General features: G+C 64.6%; 21 protein-coding genes. 7 read left to right on the plus strand and 14 right to left on the minus strand.

The window, feature by feature from the left end:
* Positions 1–10 precede the first annotated feature (10 nt).
* Positions 11–1030, minus strand: coding sequence for a Bug family tripartite tricarboxylate transporter substrate binding protein (locus CEY08_RS19970; protein ID WP_082884756.1), 1020 nt, complete (start codon positions 1028–1030; stop codon positions 11–13).
* Positions 1031–1113: 83 nt separating this feature from the next.
* On the minus strand, positions 1114–1968 hold the full coding sequence (locus tag CEY08_RS19975; RefSeq protein ID WP_076815368.1) for a fumarylacetoacetate hydrolase family protein: 855 nt from the start codon (positions 1966–1968) through the stop codon (positions 1114–1116).
* Positions 1969–2081: 113 nt separating this feature from the next.
* Here CEY08_RS19975 and CEY08_RS19980 point away from each other — a divergent pair, with 113 nt between their 5' ends.
* From CEY08_RS19980 to CEY08_RS19990, 3 genes are all read left to right on the plus strand, one after another.
* The gene (locus tag CEY08_RS19980; protein ID WP_042795018.1) at positions 2082–2789 is read left to right on the plus strand and encodes a GntR family transcriptional regulator; all 708 of its coding nucleotides are present in this window, start codon (positions 2082–2084) and stop codon (positions 2787–2789) included.
* Between the two features lie 130 nt (positions 2790–2919).
* Entirely contained in the window at positions 2920–3540 is a 621-nt protein-coding gene (locus CEY08_RS19985) for an NAD(P)H-dependent oxidoreductase (protein WP_076815370.1), read from the plus strand.
* Positions 3537–4160, plus strand: coding sequence for a TetR/AcrR family transcriptional regulator (locus tag CEY08_RS19990; protein ID WP_076815372.1), 624 nt, complete (start codon positions 3537–3539; stop codon positions 4158–4160). The genes CEY08_RS19985 and CEY08_RS19990 overlap by 4 nt, the downstream gene beginning before the upstream one ends.
* A gap of 31 nt (positions 4161–4191) precedes the next feature.
* On the opposite strand, the gene CEY08_RS19995 is transcribed toward CEY08_RS19990, so the two are convergent.
* The 3 genes from CEY08_RS19995 to CEY08_RS20005 all read right to left on the minus strand — a co-directional run bounded on the left by CEY08_RS19995 (position 4192) and on the right by CEY08_RS20005 (position 6946).
* Positions 4192–5205 (minus strand): cyclase family protein, encoded by a 1014-nt coding sequence (locus CEY08_RS19995; RefSeq protein WP_063642744.1) that lies wholly within the window; start codon positions 5203–5205, stop codon positions 4192–4194.
* Positions 5206–5276: 71 nt separating this feature from the next.
* Complete coding sequence (locus CEY08_RS20000; RefSeq protein ID WP_088607774.1) at positions 5277–5957, minus strand: DsbA family oxidoreductase; 681 nt, start codon at positions 5955–5957, stop codon at positions 5277–5279.
* Positions 5958–6037: 80 nt separating this feature from the next.
* Positions 6038–6946, minus strand: coding sequence for a LysR family transcriptional regulator (locus CEY08_RS20005; protein WP_076815374.1), 909 nt, complete (start codon positions 6944–6946; stop codon positions 6038–6040).
* A 305-nt stretch (positions 6947–7251) separates the two neighbouring features.
* Here CEY08_RS20005 and CEY08_RS20010 point away from each other — a divergent pair, with 305 nt between their 5' ends.
* Both CEY08_RS20010 and CEY08_RS20015 read left to right on the plus strand, forming a co-directional pair.
* Entirely contained in the window at positions 7252–7578 is a 327-nt protein-coding gene (locus CEY08_RS20010) for a hypothetical protein (protein ID WP_076817904.1), read from the plus strand.
* 305 nt (positions 7579–7883) lie between these two features.
* Positions 7884–10253: a mechanosensitive ion channel domain-containing protein gene (locus tag CEY08_RS20015; RefSeq protein WP_076817907.1), complete on the plus strand. Its 2370-nt coding sequence runs from the start codon at positions 7884–7886 to the stop codon at positions 10251–10253.
* A gap of 58 nt (positions 10254–10311) precedes the next feature.
* On the opposite strand, the gene CEY08_RS20020 is transcribed toward CEY08_RS20015, so the two are convergent.
* A complete protein-coding gene (locus CEY08_RS20020; protein WP_076815376.1) occupies positions 10312–11016 on the minus strand; it encodes a glutathione S-transferase family protein in 705 nt (234 codons plus the stop codon).
* Between the two features lie 104 nt (positions 11017–11120).
* Here CEY08_RS20020 and CEY08_RS20025 point away from each other — a divergent pair, with 104 nt between their 5' ends.
* Positions 11121–11450: a winged helix-turn-helix transcriptional regulator gene (locus CEY08_RS20025; protein ID WP_042795024.1), complete on the plus strand. Its 330-nt coding sequence runs from the start codon at positions 11121–11123 to the stop codon at positions 11448–11450.
* 15 nt (positions 11451–11465) lie between these two features.
* Here the strand turns inward: CEY08_RS20025 and fes are convergent, their stop codons facing one another.
* The 5 genes from fes to CEY08_RS20050 all read right to left on the minus strand — a co-directional run bounded on the left by fes (position 11466) and on the right by CEY08_RS20050 (position 17607).
* On the minus strand, positions 11466–13037 hold the full coding sequence (fes, locus tag CEY08_RS20030; RefSeq protein ID WP_076815378.1) for an enterochelin esterase: 1572 nt from the start codon (positions 13035–13037) through the stop codon (positions 11466–11468).
* A gap of 89 nt (positions 13038–13126) precedes the next feature.
* Complete coding sequence (locus CEY08_RS20035) at positions 13127–14755, minus strand: PepSY-associated TM helix domain-containing protein (protein WP_076815380.1); 1629 nt, start codon at positions 14753–14755, stop codon at positions 13127–13129.
* Positions 14756–14770: 15 nt separating this feature from the next.
* Positions 14771–15061: a hypothetical protein gene (locus CEY08_RS20040; protein ID WP_063642752.1), complete on the minus strand. Its 291-nt coding sequence runs from the start codon at positions 15059–15061 to the stop codon at positions 14771–14773.
* The gene (locus CEY08_RS20045; RefSeq protein ID WP_042797334.1) at positions 15048–15335 is read right to left on the minus strand and encodes a hypothetical protein; all 288 of its coding nucleotides are present in this window, start codon (positions 15333–15335) and stop codon (positions 15048–15050) included. The genes CEY08_RS20040 and CEY08_RS20045 overlap by 14 nt, the downstream gene beginning before the upstream one ends.
* 97 nt (positions 15336–15432) lie before the next feature.
* Positions 15433–17607 (minus strand): TonB-dependent receptor, encoded by a 2175-nt coding sequence (locus CEY08_RS20050; protein ID WP_076815382.1) that lies wholly within the window; start codon positions 17605–17607, stop codon positions 15433–15435.
* 289 nt (positions 17608–17896) lie between these two features.
* On the opposite strand from CEY08_RS20050, the gene CEY08_RS20055 reads away from it, so the two are divergent.
* Positions 17897–20215, plus strand: coding sequence for a molybdopterin-dependent oxidoreductase (locus CEY08_RS20055; RefSeq protein ID WP_076815384.1), 2319 nt, complete (start codon positions 17897–17899; stop codon positions 20213–20215).
* 96 nt (positions 20216–20311) lie between these two features.
* Here CEY08_RS20055 and CEY08_RS20060 read toward each other — a convergent pair whose 3' ends face one another.
* The 3 genes from CEY08_RS20060 to CEY08_RS20070 form a co-directional block, all read right to left on the minus strand.
* Positions 20312–21331, minus strand: a complete 1020-nt coding sequence (locus CEY08_RS20060; RefSeq protein WP_076815386.1) for a Bug family tripartite tricarboxylate transporter substrate binding protein — start codon at positions 21329–21331, stop codon at positions 20312–20314.
* Between the two features lie 99 nt (positions 21332–21430).
* On the minus strand, positions 21431–22210 hold the full coding sequence (locus CEY08_RS20065; protein ID WP_076815388.1) for an SDR family oxidoreductase: 780 nt from the start codon (positions 22208–22210) through the stop codon (positions 21431–21433).
* Between the two features lie 28 nt (positions 22211–22238).
* The gene (locus tag CEY08_RS20070; protein ID WP_042795044.1) at positions 22239–23174 is read right to left on the minus strand and encodes a 4-hydroxy-tetrahydrodipicolinate synthase family protein; all 936 of its coding nucleotides are present in this window, start codon (positions 23172–23174) and stop codon (positions 22239–22241) included.
* Between the last annotated feature and the right edge of the window lie 18 nt (positions 23175–23192).

The raw sequence follows: 23192 nt of genomic DNA on the forward strand, positions 1-23192 counted from the left end.
CGCAACGTCGTCACTCGAGTTGAAGGCGTGAAACCATAGGGCCGAATTGGGCGAACTGCCCTTTCAGCAGTGCGCTCATCTGGTCGGGGCTGGACCCGCTTGGTTCGGCCCCCAGCTCGGCAAGACGTTGGCGGATCGCGGGCTGCTGGACGGCACTGGCCACCGCCTCGCGTATACGCGCCACGACGGCATCGGGCGTCTGTGCCGGCACAAGTAGACCGTTCCATCCCTCGGTGTCGATACCGGTAAAACCCAGCTCACTGGCTGTGGGTACGTCAGGCAGGGATGGCGAACGTTGCGGAGACGTGACGGCCAGCGCAGTCAAGGAGCCGGCCCGGATGTCGCTCAACGATGAAGACAACTGGTCGCCGCCCATCTGGATGCGGCCCGCAAGCATTTCACTCTTCAGGGGCGCCGCGCCCTTGAACGGCACGTGCGTCATGGCGGCGCCGGTCTGCTCCTGGAACCATACGCCGAATACGTGGATGTAGGAGCCTGGGCCCGTCGAACCGTAGGCGTAGTGGGTGGCGGGATTCTGCTTGAGCAGGTCCGCGAACTCGCGCAGATTGCGCGCCGGCACCGAAGGCGTGGACGTGATGACCAGCGGCACGTTCGCCACCACGCTCACGCTGCGCAGGTCGGCCAAGGGATCAAAGTTCAGCCGCTTCGCCCCCTGCGCCACCAGCGCGGCCAGCGGGTAGGAGATATTGGCCATCAACAGCGTATAGCCGTCTGGCGCCGCCTTTGCGACGGCATCGGCGCCTAGCAGGCCGCCCACGCCCGGACGATTCTCGACCACCACCGCTTGCCCCAGCTGCTGCGACATAGGCGTCGCGATCAACCGCGCGATCAGGTCGGTGGTCCCGCCTGCCGCGAACGGCACCACGATCTTCACGGGCCTCGCCGGCCAGTCCGCGGCGCTGGCCACGCCCAGACTGGAGGCCAGCCCGGCCGCCAACAGCAGTTTCGCCCAGCGCCGGCGCGCGGGACTCGTCACGGATCGGTTCACAACGGAAGCTACGGTACGCATGTCTGGAATTCCTGGAAGGGAGCGGGGCTGCGCACCTCGGCGCCATGAATGGCGCCGAGGCCTCTGGATGCGTGGCGAACTGCCTAGGCGGCGGAGACTTCGTCGCGGATGCGGTTGCGCAACACGCCGATGCGTTCAATATCGACTTCGACGGTGTCGCCGTCCTTCATGTACAGCTTGGGTGTGCGGCCGAAGCCGACGCCCGCGGGTGTCCCGGAAAAAATGATGTCCCCGGCCTGCAGGGTGATGGCCTCGCTGACCGTCGAGATCACGGTGGCCACGTCGAACAGCATGTCACGGGTGTTGGACGACTGCATCGTCTCGCCATTGAGGCGGGTCTCGATCCGCAACCCGCTTCCGCCCGCCGGCAACTCGTCCGCCGTGACCACGTATGGCCCCCAGGTACCCGTGCCGTCGAAGTTCTTGCCCACCGTCCATTGCGGCGACTTGAACTGGTATTCGCGCACCGAGATTTCATTACCCACGGCGTAGCCGAACACATGGTCCAACGCCTGTTCCTTGGAAATCCTGCGCCCGCCCTTGCCCAGGACCACGACCATCTCGCCCTCGAAATCCAGCGTATCGCTGAGCGCGGGACGCTCCACGACGGCATCGTGGGCGCCCAGGCTCGTCGACACCCGCAGGAAAAGCGTCGGGTAATCAGGCTGCGCGTACGGGCTTTCCTTGGTGTGGTCCGCGTAGTTCAGGCCGACACAGAGAATCTTGGGCGGTTCGATCGAGGGCGATAGGAAGGTCGCGCGGTCGGGATCGACGAACTGCGTGGCCGCGGCGGCCAGGCGTTCCAGGTCCGTCAGCGTCTTGCCCTGGCGCAGCAGCGCGCCCAGGTCGGTGCCGGGAGCGGCAAGCAGCGCCAGGCGGCCTTGCACGAGAGCGGCGGCGCACGGCGCGCCGTCGATTTGTAGGGTGGCCAGTTTCACGTGATCTCCTGATGGTGAGGGCTGACCGAAGAATATGTAATCCTAAAAAATATATATATTCTGGTTTTCCCTGGATAACTTGAGCTTCATAGATAAAAACCTTATCGTTTCGCATGACTTCCGCCTCGACCCCATTCCGGACTGCGGCATCGGCCCTGGCCAATGACATCCGCGCAGACATCATCACGGGCCACCTGCCCCCAGGGGCACGCCTGCGCATCAAGGATCTCTGCGAACGCTACGACAGCGGGGCCATCCCGCTGCGGGAAGCGCTCTCGCGCCTGGCCACCAGCGGATTCGTGGTCGCGGAAGACCAGCGCGGCTTCCGCGTGGCCGACGTCTCGGCGGAAGAATTGCTCGACATCACCGAAACCCGGATCCACATCGAATGCGAAGCGCTGCGCCGCGCCATTGCGCGCGGCAGCCTGGACTGGGAAGAGCGATTGGCGGGCGCGCACTACCGCCTGAGCCGCCTGCCCCTGCATGCGCCCGACGGATCGGGGCTATCCGCCGAATGGGAACAAGCGCATTCCGCCTTCCATTCGGCACTGATCAGCGGCAGCGATTCGAAGTCGCTCATTGCTATCGCCGAACTGCTGCGCGATCAGACCGCGCGTTACCGCTACCTGTCCGTGCAACGCAATACCGGTGCTAAAAGCGCAACGGCCCCGAAGAAGGGCAAGGAACGCAACGTGGCTGACGAGCACCGGCAACTGCTGGAAGCCGCGTTGACCCGCGATGCCGACACCGCCGCCGAACTGCTGGCCCAGCACTTGCGCCAGACAACACAATTGGTACTGGCGCAGATTCCCAGCCACTAGGCACAAGGCCGGCCTCTCCGGCATTCCTTCATCGCAATCCGCTCGCAGGGCTTGACACTGCACGTCCAGTCTACAACCTACCAATAGTAGGTTACTATTGGTAGGTTAACTATCAATGGAGTGGATAGCCATGCACGCGCTCATCGTTGTCGCACACCCCGATCCCGCCTCGCTCACTCATGCGGTCGCAAGACAGGTAGCGGAAGGAATTTCCGCTTCCGGCTCGGGGCATACTTTCGAGATCGCGGACCTGACCGCGGAAGGATTCGACCCCGGTTTCACGCAACGGGACGTGCTGCTCGCCCAAGGCAAGGCAGAGCCGCTGCCGGAAATCGCCGCAGAGCACGCGCGCCTGGAACGCGCGGATGCCCTGGTACTGGTCTATCCGGTGTATTGGTGGTCTTTTCCGGGGCTGCTTAAGGGTTGGATCGACCGCGTCTTCACGCAAGGCTGGGCCTACGACGATACGGACGGCAAGCTGGTCAAGAAACTGCAGCGCCTCAAAGTGCATCTGATCGCCCTCGGAGGTGCTAACCAGCGCACCTATGCCCGCCACGGTTACTTCGGCGCGATGAAAACCCAGATCGACCACGGCATCTTCGGCTACTGCGGCGCCAGCGTGGCGACGTCGGAACTGCTGCTGCCGTCGGACGCCGGCTTTCCCGCCGCGCACCTCGCTACCGCCCGCACGGTGGGCGAGAAGGTTTTCGCTTCGCGTGCTGTAATCCGCGAGGAGGTAGTCGAACCATGACCATACAAACACCGGGCGTCGCCAAAGCAGCCACTCATCGCCGCTTGTCCAAGGACGAGCGGCAGCGCCAGCTGCTGGACGTCGCCTGGAAACTGATCCGCGACGAAGGCACCGACGCCCTGACCCTGGGACGACTGGCCACGGAAGCGGGCGTCACCAAACCCGTTGCCTATGACCACTTCGCCACACGCAACGGGCTGCTGGTCGCGCTGTATCAGGACTTCGATGTCCGCCAGACGGCGTTGATCGACGCCGCCATCGCCGCCAGCAAACCCGTCCTGAAGGAAAAGGCCCGGGTCATCGCATCCGGCTACATAGAATGCGTCATGACCCAAGGGCGTGAAATTCCCGGCGTGCTGGCGGCCCTGGGCGGCTCGCCGGAACTGGCTGCGGTCAAACATCGGTACCAGCAGGCCTTCATCAAGAAATGCCAGGCCATCCTGGCGCCTTACGCCGGCCCGGCCGGCATTCCGCCCGCCAGCATGTGGGCGATGCTCGGCGCGGCCGACGGCCTGGCGCATGCCGCCGTCACGCATGACATCAGCGTGGAACAGGCGCGCGACGAGTTGATGGAGACCATCCAGGCAATGGTCAAGCGCAGCAAGTCAGCAAGCGCATGAACGTCAGCGAAAAGCGTGCGCCCCCAGTCCCTCACCGCAAGGGCATCGCCACCGGGCGCAGCGGCGCGGCATCGCCGCCTCGGATCTTGAGCGGTCCGCCGATGAAGGCAAATTCATAGACCTTGTCGCGCGACAATTCGTCCAGGGCCGCCAACTCGATGATGGGCACGCCCTTTTGCGCCAGCAGATAGGTATGCAACGGCACATAGTCGTCGGCGACCTCGGAGGGGAAAGTCTCGAAGCTGAGATTGTCCGCGCCCAGGATCATGGCGCCTCCTTCCTCGACCAGATAGCGCGCCGCGTCCAGCCCCATGCCCGGCGGCTTGGCCATGTAGGCGGCGGGATCGTTGTACAACTTCATGCGGCCCGTGCGGATCAGGACGATGTCGCCTTCGCGCAGCTCGGTCTTCTGGCGCGCCAAGGCAGCCTTCAAGTCCTGTCGGGTGATGCGGTATTGGTCGGGCAGCATGTCCACCCCCTTGAGCGCGGCCACGTCGATCAACACGCCACGCGCCACCAACGGCGGGAATTTCTCGATCCCCGTGCGCTTCCAGCCGCGGTCGCCCAGATGCTCGTCGGCGCGAAAGCCATTCCAGATCTTGCCATGGATGCCGAAATGGTTGAGCGCATCGATGTGCGTGCCCGTGTGGCTGTACATCGAGAATGCCGTGCCTGTGTAGCTGCGCATGGCATTCATGTCCTTGCCCACGCCCATCGGGTCGTCCACTTCCGTGCCACGCGGCGTGTGCGTCATCCAGAACTGATAATGCGGATCGCCGGCGTCCTGCCAGCTGGGCATCCCCACGTAGTACTCCGTGGCCAAGTCATAAACCTTGCCGCCCGCCACGCGCGACATGACGGCGGCGCGCGACTCCGGCGTGATCAGATTGAGGCGGCCGATTTCATCGTCCGGCCCCCACGGACTGATGCCAACCTCCTGCCCCGGCGCGGGCGGCCGCGCGGGCGCGCCGTGCGCGAGGGCGTTGAAGCTGATGGCGGCGCCCAGCGCCAGGCCGAGCAATTTTTGGGTGTAGCGGATAGTCATGGTGCACCTTGTGCGTAGTTTCCCGTGCAGGGACGAGAAGAAGAAAGAGAATGAGGAAGACGTGCCAGCGATCAGACCGGGGCCGGAGCCGGCATCAGCGCCAGCAACCTGTCCCGCAGCTCGACAGTCGACATGGTGCGCAGGCGGGCGCGGTGCGGGCCGGCGATCAGCGTGGGGATGGAATCGATGGCCATCCGTGCAGCGGCCTCGCGGTCGGCTTGCACGCGCTGCAATGCCATAGGGCCGTGCATGTGGGCGGCGAACTCGTCACGGTCATGGCCGAGTTCAGTGGCGATGTCCAACAGCACGGCGCTATCGCCGACGTTGCGGTGCAGACTCAGATGCGCGTGCTGTATTGCATCGAACATGTCCCAGTGGCCCGCGTCGCCGCCGAGCAGGTGCGCGGCCTGGCATGCCAGGGCGCCCGCCATGCCGCTGGGATAGTCGAACGGTTCGGCGCGCATGCCCTCGACGTCGATGCGGGGCCGGTCGTCGTGGCGGGCGCAGGCTTCCCAATGGCCCAGGATCACCTGCTTGGCGCGCTCCATCGAGCCAAATACCTGGCACATCTGTTCGGGCGTATCCTGCAACACAAAGCTGCGCTGGCGCACGGCGATGCCCAGTTCGGCCGCGACCTGGCGCAGGCGGGGAGACATGACATAACACCAGCCGCAGACCACGTCGTGGAAGAAGTCCACGGTCAGCGGCGCGGAAGAGGCATTGTCGGGGGTCGAAATCATGCTGGCATCCATCTCGTTTCAATGGACGCCAGCTTAAGGATGGGCCGGCGCGGGAGTAAGGTGTCCGCCGGCAGGACTTTATTCGCTGGCCGTTAAGAATCGCCGCGCATGGCGGCGGGCAGATGCTCCGCCAGAAAATCCACGAAGGCCTTGACCTTGGGCTGCAGGTGGCGACTGGTCGGATAGACGGCATAGACATGGCGCGGCGCGGCCGGCCGGTCCGGCAGCACGCGAACCAGCTTACCCCTGGCGATCGCGGGCGCGGCCAGAAACGATGGAAGCGCGCCGATACCCAGCCCGTGTTCCAGCATGTCGCGCAGCATCAGGCTGTTGTTGACCTGAACCAGCGCGGAACCGGCCAGCGGGTCCGCCCGCGCGCCGCCGTCTTCGTCCGGCATGGTCTCCGGCCCCTCGGCCAGGGTATAGCTCAGGACGTCATGCCCATGCAGCGCTTGCACACCGTCCGGCCGCCCGCGGCGGTCCAGGTATGACGGCGCCGCGCAGAGCACCTGCGTCAGCGACGCCAGCCGACGCGCAATCAGCGTGGAATCATCCAGCTGCGCCCGCAGCCGGATCGACACATCGAAGCCCAGTCCCACCGCGTCGACCAGACGGTCTTCCATCGCCAGGTCCAGCCGCAGCTCGGGATACTGGCGCAAAAACCGCGCCAGCAGCGGCGACAGCACGCTCAAGGCAAAGGACACCGGCGCGTTCACGCGCAGCCGTCCCGCGACCAGCCGCGATTGCTGCTTGACCGACCTTTCCAGGGCATCCAGCTCATCAAGCAGCCGGCAGCATTCCGCGTAATAGGCAGCGCCCGTGTCGGTCAGGCTCATCTTGCGGGTGGTCCGTTGGATAAGCACCGCGCCCAGATGGGCTTCCAGCGCCCGCAATTGCTTGCTGAGGCCGGCGGACGACATATCCAGGTCCTCGGCCGCCTTGGCTAGGCTGCCCATTTCCACGATGCGCCGGAAGGCGCGCATGTAGTTGAAGGTGTCCATGAAGGCAGGAACGAATGATGACGAAGCCGGGATTCTGCGGGGAATCGCCACAATCGCCAAACCTGATGTCGCTTGCCACCCGCCGCAGCCCCCAAAACCGCGCGCGCCTGTGGAGGGCAGGACTGAACGACACATTTAGTTTCAAGGGTTCATAAGTCCATAACAATGAATAGGGCATATTGCTCCCCGCCACTGATATGCCTTTCCGGCTTTCAGGCGTGCACATGATTCCCTTAACGCACTGGAGACCTGAATTGCCGACTTTCAAGCAAGCTTGCGCCCTTGTTTCACGCCAAAAGGCGGTCTTGGCAGCCGCCGTCCTCGCCCTGGGCAGCGGCGCCGCTCTTGCGCAGCAGGCAGCGCCCGGCCAGATGCCGAGCCTGGCCGCCCTGAGCGGACAGATGCACGCGGCCGCGGAGTACTGCAATGCCTATCCGGCCGCCCAGCTTGACCAGATGAAGCAACAGCAGAAAACCGCGGCAGGCGCCCAGGGTCTCTCGGCCGCGGACTTTGATTCCGCGTTTGCGCAGGCCTACACCACCACCAAAGGCCAGTTGGCCACGTTGAGCGCAGCCGACAAGGAAAAAACCTGCTCGCAGCTAAAGGCCATATCGGCGGCGCGCCCGCAATAACCGGCCTTTTCGACAGGTCGGACCGTCTCCGCCTGCCCTGTGAACAGGCGGAAGCGCGGCGCCCGCGAGGCGCCGCGTTGGCGGCGCAGAACACTGTGGGAAACCACGGGCCTTTATCATCGGATCTACGGCGGCGTTGCGATCGCGATCGCGCACCGCTTTTCTTGGCCCAGATCACAGGAGACTCTCTAGTGGTTAGATCCGCAACGACAGCATCGATTTCTTTCCTGCCCCCAAGACATGCCACCAGCTTCTGGCGGCGCCGACGGGAGCGGCCCTGGCTGGCATTCCTGTTGCTGGCGGCGATGCTGTGTTGCCTATCCTACTCCTGGCCAGCGCAGGCTGCGGGACTGCTGCAACCGTCCGCAGCGGCGGCGGCGCCCGCCTCCGCGCTGACCCCGGCGGCGCTGGCCGACCTGCTGGAAAATCCCGACGCGCGCAAAGCCCTGGTGGACGAGCTGCGGGCCCAGGCGGCGGGAAGCAAGCCGCCGGCATCCTCCCGCCCCGCCACCGCCGCTCCGGCGCCCGCGCAGCCGGCCGAGCCCGGCCTGCAGGAACGCATGGCCGACAATGTGCAGCACTTCCTGACCGGCCTGGCCACCGATATGGGCCAGGGCGTCGAAGACATGCGCGCGCTGGCGTCGGGACACAGCCTGCGGATGGACAGCGGCGCCGCGGGACATGCGCTGCTGCCCCTGGCGCTGGCCGCGGCGGCCACGATCATCGCCTTCGTCTTGCTGCGGATGATCGCCATGCTGATCTACACCCGGATCGACCGCTGGGTGGCACGGCAGTGCAACGAGCCCGAAGCGCCACCGAAGCGCGGCGCGCCTGCGACCGTGCGCGCGCTGTACCGGCGCGTGGGCGCCATCGTGGGAGCCGTGGCCATCGACGCGGGCGTGGTGGTGCTGGCCGCCATGGCCGGCGGCGCCGCTGCCCTGTGGGGCACGCCGGGGCGCGGGGCGCTGGACGCGCTGGCCGCCGTTTTCCTGCGAGCCTTCGTGTCAGTGGAGATCGTCAAGGTATTGATCCGCACGGTGTTCGCCGTCAGGCATCCCCATCTGCGCCTCCTGCCCATGAGCGATGACCTGGCCGCGTATTGGGCCAACTGGCTGCTGCGCATCGCCACGGCGGCAGGCTACGGCACGCTGCTGATCGATCCGGTCGTGTCGGCCTCGCTGTCTCCCGCCCTGGGCCGGCTGGCCAACCTGCTCATCATGCTGGCGGTGTATGTGTACGCCGTGCGCGTCATCTGGCGCAATCGCCAGTCGGTGCGGGAACGCCTGGACCGCCGGGCCGCAAGCGCCACCACTTTCATGGGCTCGCGGCTGCATTTCCTGTCGCGCGTGTGGCACGTGCTGGGCATAGGCTACTTCACCATCCTGCTCGTGGTCAGCCAAGTGGACCCGATCAACGCGCTGCCCTTCATGGCCCGCGCCACGGGGCAAACGTTGCTGGTGATTGGCGTCGGCAGCCTGCTGATCCTGCTGCTGAACACGGTGCTGGCCAAGCCGATCCGGCTGCCCGCGGATCTGCGCCGCCGCCTGCCGCTGCTGGAGGCGCGCGTGAACGCCTACGTGCCCGCGACGTTGAAGCTGTTCGGCCTCATCATCCGGGTCGTGCTGGTGCTGCTGGTCCTGGACGCGTGGCGGGCCTTCGACCTGTCGCGGTGGCTGGCCTCGGACGCCGGAGGCGCGGCCATCAAAATGACGGTGAACATCGTCATCGTGCTGCTGATCGCGGCGCTGGCCTGGACCGTGATCGCCAGCATCATCGAACACCGCCTCAGCCAGAGCGAGGGACGGGGCATGCCCAGCGCGCGCGAGCGCACTCTGTTGGCCTTGTTCCGCAATGCCTCGCTGATCGTCATCGTGACGATGACGCTGATGGTGCTGCTGTCGCAGATCGGCATCGACGTCGGGCCGCTGATTGCAGGCGCCGGCGTGGTAGGCCTGGCCATCGGCTTCGGCGCTCAGAAACTTGTCCAGGACATCATCACGGGCGTTTTCATCCAGCTGGAAAACGGCATGAACGAGAACGACGTCGTGCAGGTCGCGGGCGTGTTCGGCACCGTCGAGAAAATGACGATACGTTCGGTGGGCATACGCACGCTGGACGGCGGCTATCACCTGGTGCCCTTCTCGTCCGTGGACGTGGTGGCGAACCACATGCGCGACTTTTCTTACCACCTGGGTGAATACACCATCGCGCATCGCGAAAGCGTGGACGACGCCATCGTGCACCTGCGCGCCGCCTTCGCCGAGCTGATGACCGATACGGTGCTGGGGCCAGAGATCCTGGAAGACATCACGGTGGCCGGCGTCACGGCGGTCAACGAAAAGGGCGTCACCATACGGATCCTGATTAAGACCACGCCAGGCATGCAATGGGCCGTACAGCGCGGCTACAACCGGCTGCTGAAAAAGCACTTCGACGCGGCCGGCATCGAACTGCCTTACCCGCACACCGTGGTGTACTTCGGCCAGGACAAGCGCGGATACGCGCCGCCTGCCAATGTGTACGTGCAGCCCGAGCGTCCCAGCACAGGCGAGGACGCGCCCCCCGCCGGACATACTCGCCGGCCCCTGGAGCCGGCGCCCCGCGGCGAGGACTCAGCCGAGGTGCTGGGCAACGAGCTGGAGGCGCGCGAGGAAAGCGACACGCCCCGCGCATGAGGACACGCCCGGCAGCGACGGCGGGCCGCCGCCCCCTTAGGCGGGACTGGCGGCCCGCCTACTTCCCGTACGTCGATATCACCGCTTCCAGCGGCACATGGCCTTTGCACAGCCCCGAGTACACGGGCTGTTCACCGGCTTCCACCGCCATGGCGTACTTGACCGCCGGGTCGTTTTCCAGACGTTGGCGCAGCTTTGCCAGTTTGGGCCAACGGGACGAAGCGGCGACCTGATGAAAATCCAGCCAGCGCGCGACCCCGACCAGCAAGGCATCCGCCAGTGTCGGACGGTCGCCCATCACGAACGGGGTGTCGCCCAGCATTGCCTCCAGCTTGTCGTGCCGCTCGATCACGCGTTGCGCCCCCCACTCGCGCAACGTCTTCTGCAATGCCGGGTCCGGCGGATCCATTTCCAGGGCGACCCAGTGCGGCGTAAAGGCGCCCGTGAAGCCTGTATTCAGGAAAGCCATGAACTGGTGCATGCGGTCGGACTCTGGAGAGAGCGGGTCAAAGCTGATTCTCCGCTCGCTGTCCCGGTTCTCTATCCACCGCGCAATCGCCATGGTTTCCGTGAATACTGCGCCGTGTTCGCTGACGAATGCGGGCGTCTCATGACGCGCGTTGATCCGCGCGTACGAAGGCAGCCGCATTTCGCCCAACATGTCCACGCGGCACAAGCGATAAGGTTTGCCCAGCCACTCCAGCGCAGCGACGAGCCCCATGGAACTTCCTAGCGGAAATCCGTATACAAGAATGGGTTCCAAGATGATTTTCTCCGTAGAAGATGGTCACGCTGCGCAGCGCAATGGATTCTACGGATCTGATGGGCCAAGTAAACTACGCACATTTTTGTGACCATGGCTCGTCAATGAAAGACCTGGTTTCGCGCTGCCCTATTGAAGAGGTCATGCAGATCCTGAGCGGCCGATGGCCGACGCTGCTGATCTATTACCTCAAGGACGGCACCAAGCGCTTCAGCGACCTGCGCCGCGACAATCCGACGATCTCCCACCGGATGCTGACGCTGGAGCTACGCAAGCTGGAACTGGCCGGTATAGTCCGGCGGACCGATTTCGACGGCTATCCGCGGCGTGTGGAATACGACCTCACGCCGTCGGGCAAAACGCTCGTCCCGCTGCTGGGGGCACTGGGCGATTGGTGGGACGAGGACGCTGCAGCGTCCGGGGACGCTCGCTGACCGGACCTGTCGCCGTCACGCCCCAGGATCCTGGCCGTCCGCTTTGCCCGTGCCGATCAGATCCACCAAACCATCCGACAAAGTACCGCGCCAGACCAGGTAATCGTGGCCGCCCGCCACCTCGCGGTGCGTCACCAGATAGCCCTTGGCCAGCAGCACGTCCCGCAGATGCCGGTTGGTTTCCAGAATGCCCGGCTGGCCGCCGCGCCCGGATTCGAACAAGCCTGCCCCGAGGAAGAAGCGCACCGGCAACTTGCGCACGGCGACGAATTGCCGCGTCAGCCACTGGTCCTCTTCACCCGCCGGTGACCACCAATAAGAACCGGACTGGCTGAGCACATTGCCGAAGACCTCCGGATGACGAAGCGCGGCATAGGCCGACGCCAGTCCGCCATAGCTGGATCCCCCGATGACCGTGCGCGCGGCTGGCGCAGCAATGCCCTGCTTGCGCGCCCAAGGCATCAGCTCTTTGGCCAGGAAGTCGGCGAAGTCCGGATTGGGCGGCAATTCCTGGCTGCGGGACTCAGCGGTGGGGTTGTCGATGAGCAGCGCCGCAGTGGGGGGAATGACGCCTGCGGCGATCATATTGTCCAGGATGGTGGGCGTGGGTACCCGGCCCAGATAGGCGCCGGCGTCAAACAGCACCAGCACGTGGTTGTTCGCGGCATCCGGCTGCCAGCCTGCGGGACGGTACAGGTGAATCTTGCGCGTGTTCTGCAGGCGCTCGCTGCGCAACTCCAAAGTCTGGACCGTGCCCTGCCGCACGTCCGCGCGGGGCTCTACCCAGGGTTGTGGCGGCGCATTCGCCAGTTCCACCATGGAGTTGGTCTGAAAGGCATCGACGCCCCGCTGCGGATAAGCCTTCGGGTTGTATGGATCCGCCTGAGCCGTGGCCAGGATCGCCCGGCGCCGCGCCATCCCGGACCCCGGAAGCTCCGGCACATCGGGCGCCAGGCGGTACGACAAACGCGTGGATCTGGGCACGACGAAGCTCGCGTACCAGACGTCCGAATCGCCCAGGCGCGCCAATTGCGCGTGGTCCGATGAGGGTCCGCCGAACAGGCGCACGTTGCGTTCCGCGCCGCGCCACAGGAATGTGACGCGGTCATGCTTGGCGTCCACCGCTTCGACCAGCGGCGCGCCTTGCCGAGCCACCTCTTCCCAGAAGGAATCCGTAGTTTCCCCCTGGGCCAGCGTGGCCGCGAGCGCGGCCAGGCGCGGGCTGTCGAGCGTCGACATCGGCGCGCGCTGTTGCGCCAGAGGCAGACGTTCCGTCACGGCCCAGCGGAACGCGCCCTGCCCCTGCGCCCGTACGGTGTAAAGACCGTCCGCGGGCGCCACCAGCATCAAGCCTCCCGCGGGCTTCTCCTGGTCGCTCAGCCGACGCACATGACGGCCGGCGCTGTCCAGAAGATCCAGGGTCACGCCGGCATCCGCCGCCCAGGTACCCGCAAGGAACTCTCCCTTTTGCAGGGATATCCGTTCGTCCACGCGGCCCTGGGTGGGCACGGTGCCCTGCTTGGACTGTGCTACCGCCATGCCCGGCGCGAGCCCAGCCATCGATACCGCCAGAGTCGCCGACGCCATCCACTCCCGCCATTCCAACCTATTCTGCTTACGCATATGCATCCATTCAGTTATCCACAATGCTGCCGTGTTCACGCGCGCGGCAGCCGCTATCCCTCGCGGGCCGCAAGCCGCCGGGGGGCCCATGCGCTATCTGGCGCTCCTTTCCCGATCCGACGCGCGCTCACGGCCGCCATCCAGCCAAAACCCAGCGCAGCCGCCAACGCCGTCGCATCCACGCCCAAGGCCGCCGCCGAGGTGTGCGCCCATAGCCCGGACGCGGGAAACAGGCCGCCCGCCAGCGAGGTCAGGGGAATTGCCAACGTCAACGCGGCCGCCGCCCATAGCAGGTGAACCCCCGCCACGGCGCCCCCGCGCAGAAAGGCCCAGGCCACGCAGGTAAAGAACGCGGCGTAGTACAGCCCCTGGAGCCACGCGTTCAAATCACCGACATGCCCGTTCAACCATTTGGCGGCAACCATCATCAACGAAATGCCGCATACGCATCCCAGGCAGATGCCGACGGTGGCCGAGGCCATCAGCCTCGTGTCCAGCCGCTGCACCGGGATTTCACCGGTCTGCCGATTGGCGCGCTTGCGGCGCGTTTCAATCCAGAGCAGATTGCCGCTGTAGAACAGCCATGCGCCCGCGAGCCCAAGCAGGAAGTAAAGCCACTGCACCGCCACGCCGCCAAAGGACGCCATGTGCAAGGCGAAAAAGCTGCTGATCCAGAGATTCGGCGCATCCTGCCCGCCAGGCAGGTAATCCCGATTGAGCACCTTGCCGGTATAGGGATCAAGCGCTACAAAGCCGCCCCGCGCCCTGGGCGACACCGCACTGTCGTCCTTGCCCCACACGCGCACCACGGCGCGCGCGCCGGTGACTTGCTGGTACTGCAGCGTATCGGGCTCGAAACCCGGCGCCAGGCCGCGAACCTCGGCCACCAGCTGCTGGGGTGTCAGCATGGTTGCGGGATTGCGGGTGTGCACCGCCTGACCGCCGCCCCCGGACCGTTGAAAGACCGACTCCAGCTTGCCTTCGTACATCAACTTGTCCTGCAGGTCGTAGATGCCGTCATGAAACGCAAACACGACAGAGCTGAGCGCCATGATGATGTGAAACGGCAATGACACGATGCCCACCACGTTGTGCGCATCCAGCCACATGCGTTTCAAGTTCTTGCCCACCCGCAGGGCAAAGAAGTCCTTGACCAGCGAAGGCAGCAGCACGATCACGCCCGAGACCAGCGCAAGCGCATACAGCGACGCGACGATGCCCATGAACCAGCGGTTGGGATCACTGTCCACGGGCAGGCCCACCACGCGATGGAGCACGTCGATGAACGGCATCAGCCCGCTGGGCGCGGAGGGCTCCAGCTTGAGTTCTCCCGCCGGATCCAGGTATGCCACGTAATGACGCACTGACGACTCGTCATGGTCGTCGGCGTGTGAGTCTCGGACTTCCCAAGCCAAGCGGGCCGGCACGTGCTCGGCGTCCTGCAGATGGATGCTGAAGCCCTTGGCCACGTCCGGCCGCGCCTCCACGGTTCTGGCGATGAGGGCCGGCACCTCGTCCAGCGGCACAAGCGGCACCGCGGCAGGCGGCGTCGCCCAACGCGTCAACGGGTCCTTGAACACGGTCAACGCGCCGGCATAGAAGGCGATGAAGAGCGCCATGCCTGCCAGGATGCCCGTCCAGGTATGGACCGATTTATAGATGCGTATGTAGTCGGCTCTCATGATTGCGATTTCCCCTCAGATCGCCTTGGCAAGGAACAGCCCGCCATAAAGCAGCGCGCACGCTCCCCCCAGCCATATCCAGGCACGCAGGCCGCTGGCGAAGAAGTACACGGTGCTGGCAATGCCCAGCCAGACCGGCGGCACCAGCCACATGGCAAGCTGCGATCGCGTCGCCAACGGAATGCCTGCCGTCACCGCCGCCAGCGCAGCGCTGGCACCCATGGCCAGGGCGAAGCCGAGCAATACGCCCGCAAGACTCTTGGAGATCCAGTCGCGCCGGATCGGCGCGGGCTTAGCTGGCTTCATGCGTATCGGTTCCGCGCAAGCCCGCCAGCACGCCCAGATAGGGAATCAGGCAGAAGAACAGCATCAGGGCCGTGCAAAACACGAATACGGCAGCCACGATGGAAAATGCACGCAGGCAGCCCCAGCCACCCAGCGCCAGCAACAATACGCCCGCGATGCGGGCGGGCAGGATCGGCCACGACGCAGCGCCCCATTGTTGGTTCGGCGAGGCGCGATAAACACAGAAGCAGCCCAGAAACAGGCTGGCCAGACTGAGGACGATGATAGTTGCCATGGTCATCCCTGGATGAAATGCGCGGTCGGTCTCCGCCCGCCCTCGGGCCCATGACGGCAGCCCGAGACACCCGGCGAGCGGGACGCGCCGCCGGCGTTCAGAAGCTGATGCTGGCGGAAGCGGTGACGGTGCGGGCGGGTCCGAGCGTCGCGATCGGCGTCGTGTCGCTGAAGCTCCCCGCGTAGTAGTGCTTGTCGAAGACGTTGTTGACGTTCAGCCGCAGCACCACGTCCTTGCCATTGACCTTCGTGGCGTAGCGGGCTCCCAGGTCCAACTGCCCCCAGCCGGGAATCTCCAGCTTGTTGGCCGCATCTGCGTACTGGCTGGACGTCGCTTGCACGCGGCCGCTCAACGTCAGGCCAGGCACCCAGGGCGTGTCCCATTCCAGCCCGGTATTGGCCTGCCAGCGCGGCGCTCCCACCGCGGTGTTGCCGTCATAGCGGCCGTATGAGGTCTTGACCTGCGTGCCTTGCGTGTACGTGACGCCTCCCAGCACGCGCACGCCGGGCACCAGTTCGCCGAAGGTGTTCCATTCCACGCCGCGCACGCGCTTCTCGCCGCCGTCCGCATAGGTCGGATTGGCTGCGGAGCCCTCCGTGACCAGCATGGGCTTGTCGATCTGGAACAACGCCAAGGTATTGGTGAACGTGCCCGCGTTCCACTTGACGCCCACTTCCTGCTGCTTGGTTTTGTAGGGAGCAAACACCTGCCCGTAGTTGCTTGCCAGCGTGTCCGTAACGCTGTCGCCTTTGCTCAAGCCTTGCACATAATTCGCGTACAAGGAGACATCCGGTCCCCAGGGCTTCACGACGATGGCCACGGCTGGCGTCACGGCATCTTCGTCGTAGCGGGACGTCGTCTTGCCTGTCTTGTCGAAGTTGGTGGTCTTCACGCGTTGGTTGCGCAGGCCGCCGGTCAGGAGCAGCTTGTCGTCGAAGAACGACATGGTGTCCACCAGAGCCAGGCTGGTGAGCGTGTTTTCCGCGGTCTTGGGCGCGCTACCCGGCACCGCAGGCATGACCGGCGTGATCGGGTCGTAGATGTTGGACTTGAAGGTCGATGGAGTCCCCGCGGCCGACCCGTCCTCCAGTTTCAACAATGAGGCCTGGAGCACCAGTTCGTGGCGCACGCTGCCCGTGTTGAAGCGCGAGCGCAGGCCCGCTTCGGCCGACGTGGCGTCCGTGTATGCGCGCTGCCCGACCATGTTGCCGGTGAAATTGCCATTGGCGTCGATCTGCCGCGCGTGGGTGCCGTTGATCAGCCCCGATTGGTGGCTGTCGCGCTTGCCCAGCCCGGCGAAGGCCGACACGCTGTCATTGAAACGATACTCGGCGCGCGCCACCACGGCGTTGCTCTGGATATTGCCGTAGCCGGTGCTGAACTGATTGATACGGGGATCGGGCGCGTCGGGCACGACCGAACCGCCGAACCAGAACATGGCGGGCGAGCCGCCCGAGAACGACTCCTGGCTATGGTAGGCGTCTATCGACGCGCTCAGGGCGCTGCCTCGATAGTCCAGGCCGGCCGAAAGAAACTCGCGCTTCCTGGACTGGCCGTCCAGCGTGGTGGCGCCGTCGCTGAAAGAACCATTGACGCGGGCGCCCCATTCATTCGCGCTGCCGAAGCGGCGTCCGGCATCAACTGTCGTACCCAACTGGCCGTCCGCCTGCCAATTCACGCCGAACGTGGCATTGGGCGTATCGTCCGCCCGCTTGGGCACCAGGTTGATCGTGCCGCCCACCGCGCCGCTAGGCGCCATGCCGCTGAACAAGGCGTTCGGCCCCTTCAGCACCTCTACCCGTTCGACGAATTCCAGTGGTGTGCGGCCCATGGGCGCCAGCCCGTACATGCCGTTGATCGCCACATCGTTCTGGTTGACGTCGAAACCTCGAATGCGGAAGTTTTCGTAGGCATGCCCGCTCGATGTCGTGAACCGTACCGAGGGGTCGTTCGCCATGACGTCCGCGAGCGTGCGCGCCTGCTGGTTCTGGATCAGTTCGGAGGTGTAGCTGGTAACGTTGAAGGGCGTGTCCATGACGTCCTGATTGCCCATCATGCCTAATCGCGCGCCCTGCGCCACTTGCCCTCCGGCATAGGGCGCCGGCAGTTCCTCGTCCGACACCGTGCCCGCAGTCACCGTGACGGGCTGCAGCGTCGTGGTTTGCGCGGCAGTCTGGGCGCTGACGCCGGCGGGAACCATCAATGACAAGGCAACTGCCGGACTGAGCCATTGAGCGCGCCGCGCGAGCGCCAACTGTGTTTTCTTAGACAAGATTCACCGCCCCAAAACGTAAATGAGAATGCGTATCAGAGGAATTATATGTCTATGAAAGCAGATGTAGGAAGCCGCCCAGCGTCAAAAGCTGATACAGGACAAACTTCATGAGGTTGATCTGCGGGTGCACCGAGGGCGCGCCAGTCAGCGCCCGGCTGGCGTCCGGGTGAAACTTTTTTCCTTAATCGGGCGGTAACCCGCCCTGAACGAAAGAACATTCTCCGGGAACGTTTGTATTATGGAATCGCCATAAGCCAATGGCCGCGATGACTAATGTTGGCAAGCCATGTCCGAAAAAATCCGCCGCTATCCTTCCCTTTCCCATTGGGGCGCATTCACTGCGGTCGTCGCGGACGGCCGCCTCGTCGATTGTGAACCCTTTGCCCGCGACTGCGCCCCGTCGGACATCCTGCGGTCCATGCCGGCCATGGTGCATTCCCCGCTGCGCGTGAATCGCCCTGCCATTCGCAAGGGGTGGCTGCGCGACAGGCACCTGAGCGATGGAAGCGAACGTGGGCGCGACGGCTACGTGGAGGTCAGTTGGGACGTCGCGCTCGCCGCCGTCCATTCAGAGCTCCAACGAGTACGGTCCCAACATGGCAGCGAGGCCATCTTCGGCGGTTCATATGGCTGGTCGTCGGCGGGGCGGCTGCATCATGCGCGTACCCAGACGCACCGCTTCCTGAATGCCGGCGGCGGCTGCACCAACCAGGCAGGAAACTACAGCTGGGGCACCGCGCAATTCCTTTTGCCCCACGTGATCGGCAGCTACACGCCCGTGACCGGACGCGTGACGGACTGGAACAGCGTAACGGCCCACACGCGGCTATTCATCGCATTCGGCGGCATGCCCCTGCGAAACACGCAGATCACCTCCGGGGGGGCCGGCGACCACCCTGTGTCCGGACAGCTCGAACGCGCACGGGCAGCGGGTGTCGAATTCGTCGTCATCAGCCCTACCCGGCGGGACGTGCCCGCCGGCCTGGAAGCGCGGTGGATACCCATCCGGCCGAACACCGACGCCGCCTTGATGCTGGCAATGATGCAGGCGCTGATAGCCGACGGCATCCACGATGCAACATTCCTGCGAACCCACTGCGTCGGCTTCGATGCCCTGTGCGCGTACCTCGAAGGAAAAACGGACGGCATTCCCAAGACCCCTGAATGGGCGCAGGCAATCTGCGACGTGCCCGCCACGGTCATCCGCGAGCTCGCGCGCGAGGCCCGCAATGTACGTTCGATGCTGACTTGCGCCTGGTCACTGCAGCGCGCCCACCGGGGCGAACAACCCTACTGGGCCTGCATCGCGCTTGCGGCGGCCCTGGGGCATATCGGCATGCCCGGCGGTGGCGTGGCGTTCGGCCATGCTTCCATGAACGGTGTCGGCAACCCGCGCATGGAGATCGCAGGCCCCGCCATGGAATCGGGGCGCAATCCGACCGGCTCGGTTATCCCCGTGGCCCGCGTCACCGACATGCTGCTGCACCCCGGAAAGACTTACGAATTCAATGGGCGCGAAAGCATTTATCCCGATATCAAGATGGTGTACTGGGCGGGCGGCAATCCCTTCCATCACCAGCAGGACCTGAATCGTCTGAGCCGGGCATGGGCCAAGCCACAGACCATCGTCACGCACGAGATCTGGTGGACGCCCATGGCGCGCCGCTCCGACATCGTGCTGCCAGCCACCACGACCCTGGAAAGAAACGACATAGGCGGATCGACGCGGGACCGCTACGTATTCGCCATGCATCAGGCATTGGCTCCGATTGGCTCCAGCCGCAATGATTTCGACATTTACCGGGAGCTGGCTGCGCTGGGCGGCTATGAAGAGGCCTACACGCAAGGCCGCGACGAGATGGCGTGGATACGGCATATTTTCGATTCCATGAGCAAAGCGTGGCGTGACAGCGGTTGCGAGGCGCCTGAGTTCGACGCATTTTGGGACCAGGGGTATGTGGCCATTCCCGAGCCCAAGCGGCCCTTCGTGCTGTTCGAGGACTTCCGCCATGACCCCGCGGGCCATCCTCTGCGCACGCCATCCGGCCGTATCGAGCTGTATTCGGAAAAAATCGCGGGCTTCGGCTATGCGGATTGCCCGCCCCACCCCGCCTGGCTGGCGCCAGCGGAATGGCTGGGATCGCCAGTGGCCGCCCGCTGGCCGCTGCACCTGCTTACCCCTCAACCCGCGGGCAAGTTGCACTCCCAGATGGATGGCGGCAAGGCCTCGACGGATCTGAAGATCAAAGGCCGTGAAGCACTGCACATCTCGCCCGCAGATGCCAAAGACCGGCGCATAAGCCAGCATGATCTCGTCAAGGTGTACAACGACCGGGGCGCCTGCCTGGCGGTGGCGGTGATCGACGCGGATCTTAAGCCGGGGGTCGTGATGCTGCCGACGGGCGCATGGTTCGACGCCGTGGACGAAGGACTGGAAGTCCACGGCAACCCGAACGTGCTGACGATGGACGTGGGCACCTCGCGGTTGACTCAAGGCAGCAGCGCCCAGTCGGCGCTGGTGGAAGTGGCGCCCTGGAAGGATGCCGCCCCGGTAGTCCGAGCCCTCGAGGCGCCCGCCATCACCGAGCTGGCGCACAACGCGTAGCTATCCGTGGTCCCGGCGTGTGCCGGGACCGCGTGGTTACCGCTCCCTGCCTATATCACGATGGCCGGGCCGGTTTGCATACCCCGGAGACTGGCCTCATTCCGCGGTGATGTTCGCTTTCTCGATAATGCTGCGGTATCGCGCCGTCTCGGACTGGATGTATTTCTCAAAGTCCGCGCTGTTCCTGTAGCCGCTTTCGAAGCCCAGGTTCTCAAGCTGCTCTTTCATGCTTGGAGCCGTCATGACGTTCTGCGCGGCCGCATCCAGCTTTTGGCGGATGGGCTCTGGCAGCTTTGCGGGTGCCCACAGTCCATACCAGGAATAGAACTCGAAATTCTTCAGCCCTTCTTCCTGCATCGTGGGCACGTCCGGCAACAATGGACTGCGCTTGCTTCCGGTCACCGCCAATGCGCGTATCTTGCCTGCCTTGGCCATGGGCAGGGAGGAGAGCATCGGATCAATCAGCGCCTGGACCTGTCCGCCCGCCAAGTCGCTCAAGGCGGGGCCTCCGCCCTTGTACAGGACGATGGGGATCTGCAGATCGGACAGACCCGCTTCATAGGCGAATTGCGCAATGGCAAGATGCCCCGCCGAGCCGAAACCCGTCGTTGCGAAGCTGTACTTGGCGGGGTCGGCCTTCACGGCGCCGACGAACTCCTGCACCGTCTTTGCCGGAACCTTGTTGCTTACACTGAATATCAACGCGCCTTGGGCGAGGCCGCTGATGGCGGTGAAGTCCTTCACCGCGTCGAAGGTCATCTTCTTTTGGTAAAGCAACGGATTGATGTTGTGGATAGACGCATTGAGATAGAGCGTATAGCCATCGGCCGCCGAACGTGAAACCACGCCGGCGCCTACCATCCCGGACGCTCCCGCCCGGTTGTCCACGATGATCGACTGCTTCAATTCCTCGCCCAGTTTGACGGCGAAGATGCGGGCCAGGCCATCCACGGATCCCCCGGGCGGATGCGGCACCACGATGGTTATCGGGCGGCTGGGATAGGCGGCGTCGGAATTTGCCTGCGCATGCGCGGAACCCATCAACATCAAGCCGCCAACGGCGGCGACCAGGGTTTTTACGCAATTACGGCGGGAGTACGGATAGGGCTTTCGCATGACAGCCTCATTGAAGATGAATGAAGGTGTAAACAGCGGTCCCGCCGCCGGCAACCCGGTGTCCACCGGATTGCTCAGAGGCTGGGAAACGCAGGCAGACTAGTAGGTGCCTGGGTAGGCGGCTCCGTCTATCAATATGTTCTGGCCGCAGACATAGCCGGCCTGGGCGGAACACACGTAGGCGCAAAGCGCGCCCAATTCCCCGGGCTCTCCGTAGCGCCCCGCCGGATTGCCTGACCCCCGGGTTTGCCAAAGTTCGTCAAATGACTTTCCGCCCGGTTCCAGCATGCCCTCGATGTGGCGTCGCTGAGCATCGGTCGCAAAGACGCCGGGCAGAAGGTTATTGATGGTGACGTTGTACCGAACCGTCTGGCGAGCCAGACCGGCAACGAATCCCACCAGGCAAGACCGGGCGCCGTTGGACAAACCCAGTTCGAGCTGGGGTGTCTTGACGCTGCGTGAGACGATGTTCACGATGCGCCCGAAGCGGCGCTCCATCATTCCATCCACCACTCGCCGAATCATGTCTATCGGCCCGAGCGCCATGGAATCCAGGGCGTCATGCCAGTCGGCCTGGGTCCATTGGCGAAAATCGCCGGGTGGCGCTCCATCGGCGTTGTTCACCAGGATGTCGGGACCGGGACAAGCCGCGAGAGCCGCCTCCCGGCCCGCATCCGTCGTGATGTCGGCAACCACATACCGGACCGGAGCCCCGGTCGCGGCGGTCAGCTCTGCGGCGGCCGTTGCCAGCGTGCTTTCGGTGCGCGCGGCGATGACCACGTCAACGCCTTCACTTGCCAACTGCGCAGCGCACGCGCGTCCCATTCCCTTGCTGCCACCAAAAACAAGCGCGCGGCGCCCTCGAATTCCAAGATCCATGGATTCCCCCTGTCGAACCCTGCGCCGTTCAAGCGGCTTTCAGCGCCGGAGAGCTCCAGCCATACTTCTTGTCGAGTTCCAGGTCCTTGATCACACGCAGCCCCTTGAGCAGCGCCTCGCCTTCCAGGCCGCGCAACGGCTTGCGCAGGTCGCCAGCGGGCAAGCCCACGGCTTTCATCAAGGACTTGATGGCTACGGGATTGATCGCCGAGTAGGAGTAATGCAGCAATTGCAGATTGCGTAGATATGCCTCGCGGAAGCTGGTGCTCACCTCGGGCGACGTCCAGGGCTTGGAGATCAGCGCCAGCTCCGCCGGCGCGATATTGCCCGTCATGTTGGCGGTACCGTGGCCGCCCAGGCTCATGGTCGGCACGACCAGGCCCAGGTTCGGCGAATCGCAACACATCACCGACACGTCGGGCGCGCCGCGCAACACCTGCGCCACCTGTCCCACCCGGGTCGTGGATTCTTTATGGACCACGTAGTTCGGATGCTTGAATATGCGCAGCAGCTGGTCCCAGTGCAGATCGCTCTTGACGCGAGGCGGGTTGTTGTAGATGCCCAGCGGCAGGTCCGTGGCGTCCGCGACCTCAAGGAAGTAATCCTCGATATCCGCCTCCGACGCGCAGATGTAGGCCGGCGCCGCCAGGATGGCGCCATCCGCGCCGTTTTCCCGCGCAAAGCGCAGATAGTCCTTGGTCGTCTCCGTATTGTTTCCGGTGCAACCATAAAACAGCTTCATCTTGCCCGTCTTCATCTTCGCGGTCTTGGCGATGATGTCGTAGCGTTCCTGTTGCGAAAGCATGGACACTTCGCCCGTGGATCCCATGATGAGCACGGCGCTGGTGCCGTTGTCCTCATGAAACTTGAGAAGCTCGCGGAATGCTTCGAAGTCGGCGCTGCCGTCTTTATTGAACGGCGTGATCAACGCCACGAAAGAACCGGTGAGTTTCATCTTGCTCATGCTTATTCCTTTGACTGT

It is taken from the genome of Achromobacter insolitus, from assembly GCF_002209555.1.
In the GTDB taxonomy this organism is placed as follows: Bacteria; Pseudomonadota; Gammaproteobacteria; order Burkholderiales; family Burkholderiaceae_B; genus Achromobacter; species Achromobacter insolitus.

Excerpts from the sequence above, each read along its gene's own strand:
- CEY08_RS19990 (WP_076815372.1), top strand. The coding sequence starts at position 3,537 with ATGACCATACAAACACCGGGCGTCGCCAAAGCAGCCACTCATCGCCGC.
- CEY08_RS20065 (WP_076815388.1), bottom strand. The coding sequence starts at position 22,210 with ATGGATCTTGGAATTCGAGGGCGCCGCGCGCTTGTTTTTGGTGGCAGC.
- CEY08_RS19985 (WP_076815370.1), top strand. The coding sequence starts at position 2,920 with ATGCACGCGCTCATCGTTGTCGCACACCCCGATCCCGCCTCGCTCACT.
- CEY08_RS20070 (WP_042795044.1), bottom strand. The coding sequence starts at position 23,174 with ATGAGCAAGATGAAACTCACCGGTTCTTTCGTGGCGTTGATCACGCCG.
- CEY08_RS19995 (WP_063642744.1), bottom strand. The coding sequence starts at position 5,205 with ATGACTATCCGCTACACCCAAAAATTGCTCGGCCTGGCGCTGGGCGCC.
- CEY08_RS20025 (WP_042795024.1), top strand. The coding sequence starts at position 11,121 with ATGAAAGACCTGGTTTCGCGCTGCCCTATTGAAGAGGTCATGCAGATC.
- CEY08_RS20045 (WP_042797334.1), bottom strand. The coding sequence starts at position 15,335 with ATGGCAACTATCATCGTCCTCAGTCTGGCCAGCCTGTTTCTGGGCTGC.
- fes (WP_076815378.1), bottom strand. The coding sequence starts at position 13,037 with ATGGCGTCGGCGACTCTGGCGGTATCGATGGCTGGGCTCGCGCCGGGC.
- CEY08_RS20055 (WP_076815384.1), top strand. The coding sequence starts at position 17,897 with ATGTCCGAAAAAATCCGCCGCTATCCTTCCCTTTCCCATTGGGGCGCA.
- CEY08_RS20060 (WP_076815386.1), bottom strand. The coding sequence starts at position 21,331 with ATGCGAAAGCCCTATCCGTACTCCCGCCGTAATTGCGTAAAAACCCTG.
- CEY08_RS20005 (WP_076815374.1), bottom strand. The coding sequence starts at position 6,946 with ATGGACACCTTCAACTACATGCGCGCCTTCCGGCGCATCGTGGAAATG.
- CEY08_RS20040 (WP_063642752.1), bottom strand. The coding sequence starts at position 15,061 with ATGAAGCCAGCTAAGCCCGCGCCGATCCGGCGCGACTGGATCTCCAAG.
- CEY08_RS20015 (WP_076817907.1), top strand. The coding sequence starts at position 7,884 with ATGCTGTGTTGCCTATCCTACTCCTGGCCAGCGCAGGCTGCGGGACTG.
- CEY08_RS20000 (WP_088607774.1), bottom strand. The coding sequence starts at position 5,957 with ATGGATGCCAGCATGATTTCGACCCCCGACAATGCCTCTTCCGCGCCG.
- CEY08_RS19980 (WP_042795018.1), top strand. The coding sequence starts at position 2,082 with ATGACTTCCGCCTCGACCCCATTCCGGACTGCGGCATCGGCCCTGGCC.
- CEY08_RS19970 (WP_082884756.1), bottom strand. The coding sequence starts at position 1,030 with ATGCGTACCGTAGCTTCCGTTGTGAACCGATCCGTGACGAGTCCCGCG.
- CEY08_RS20035 (WP_076815380.1), bottom strand. The coding sequence starts at position 14,755 with ATGAGAGCCGACTACATACGCATCTATAAATCGGTCCATACCTGGACG.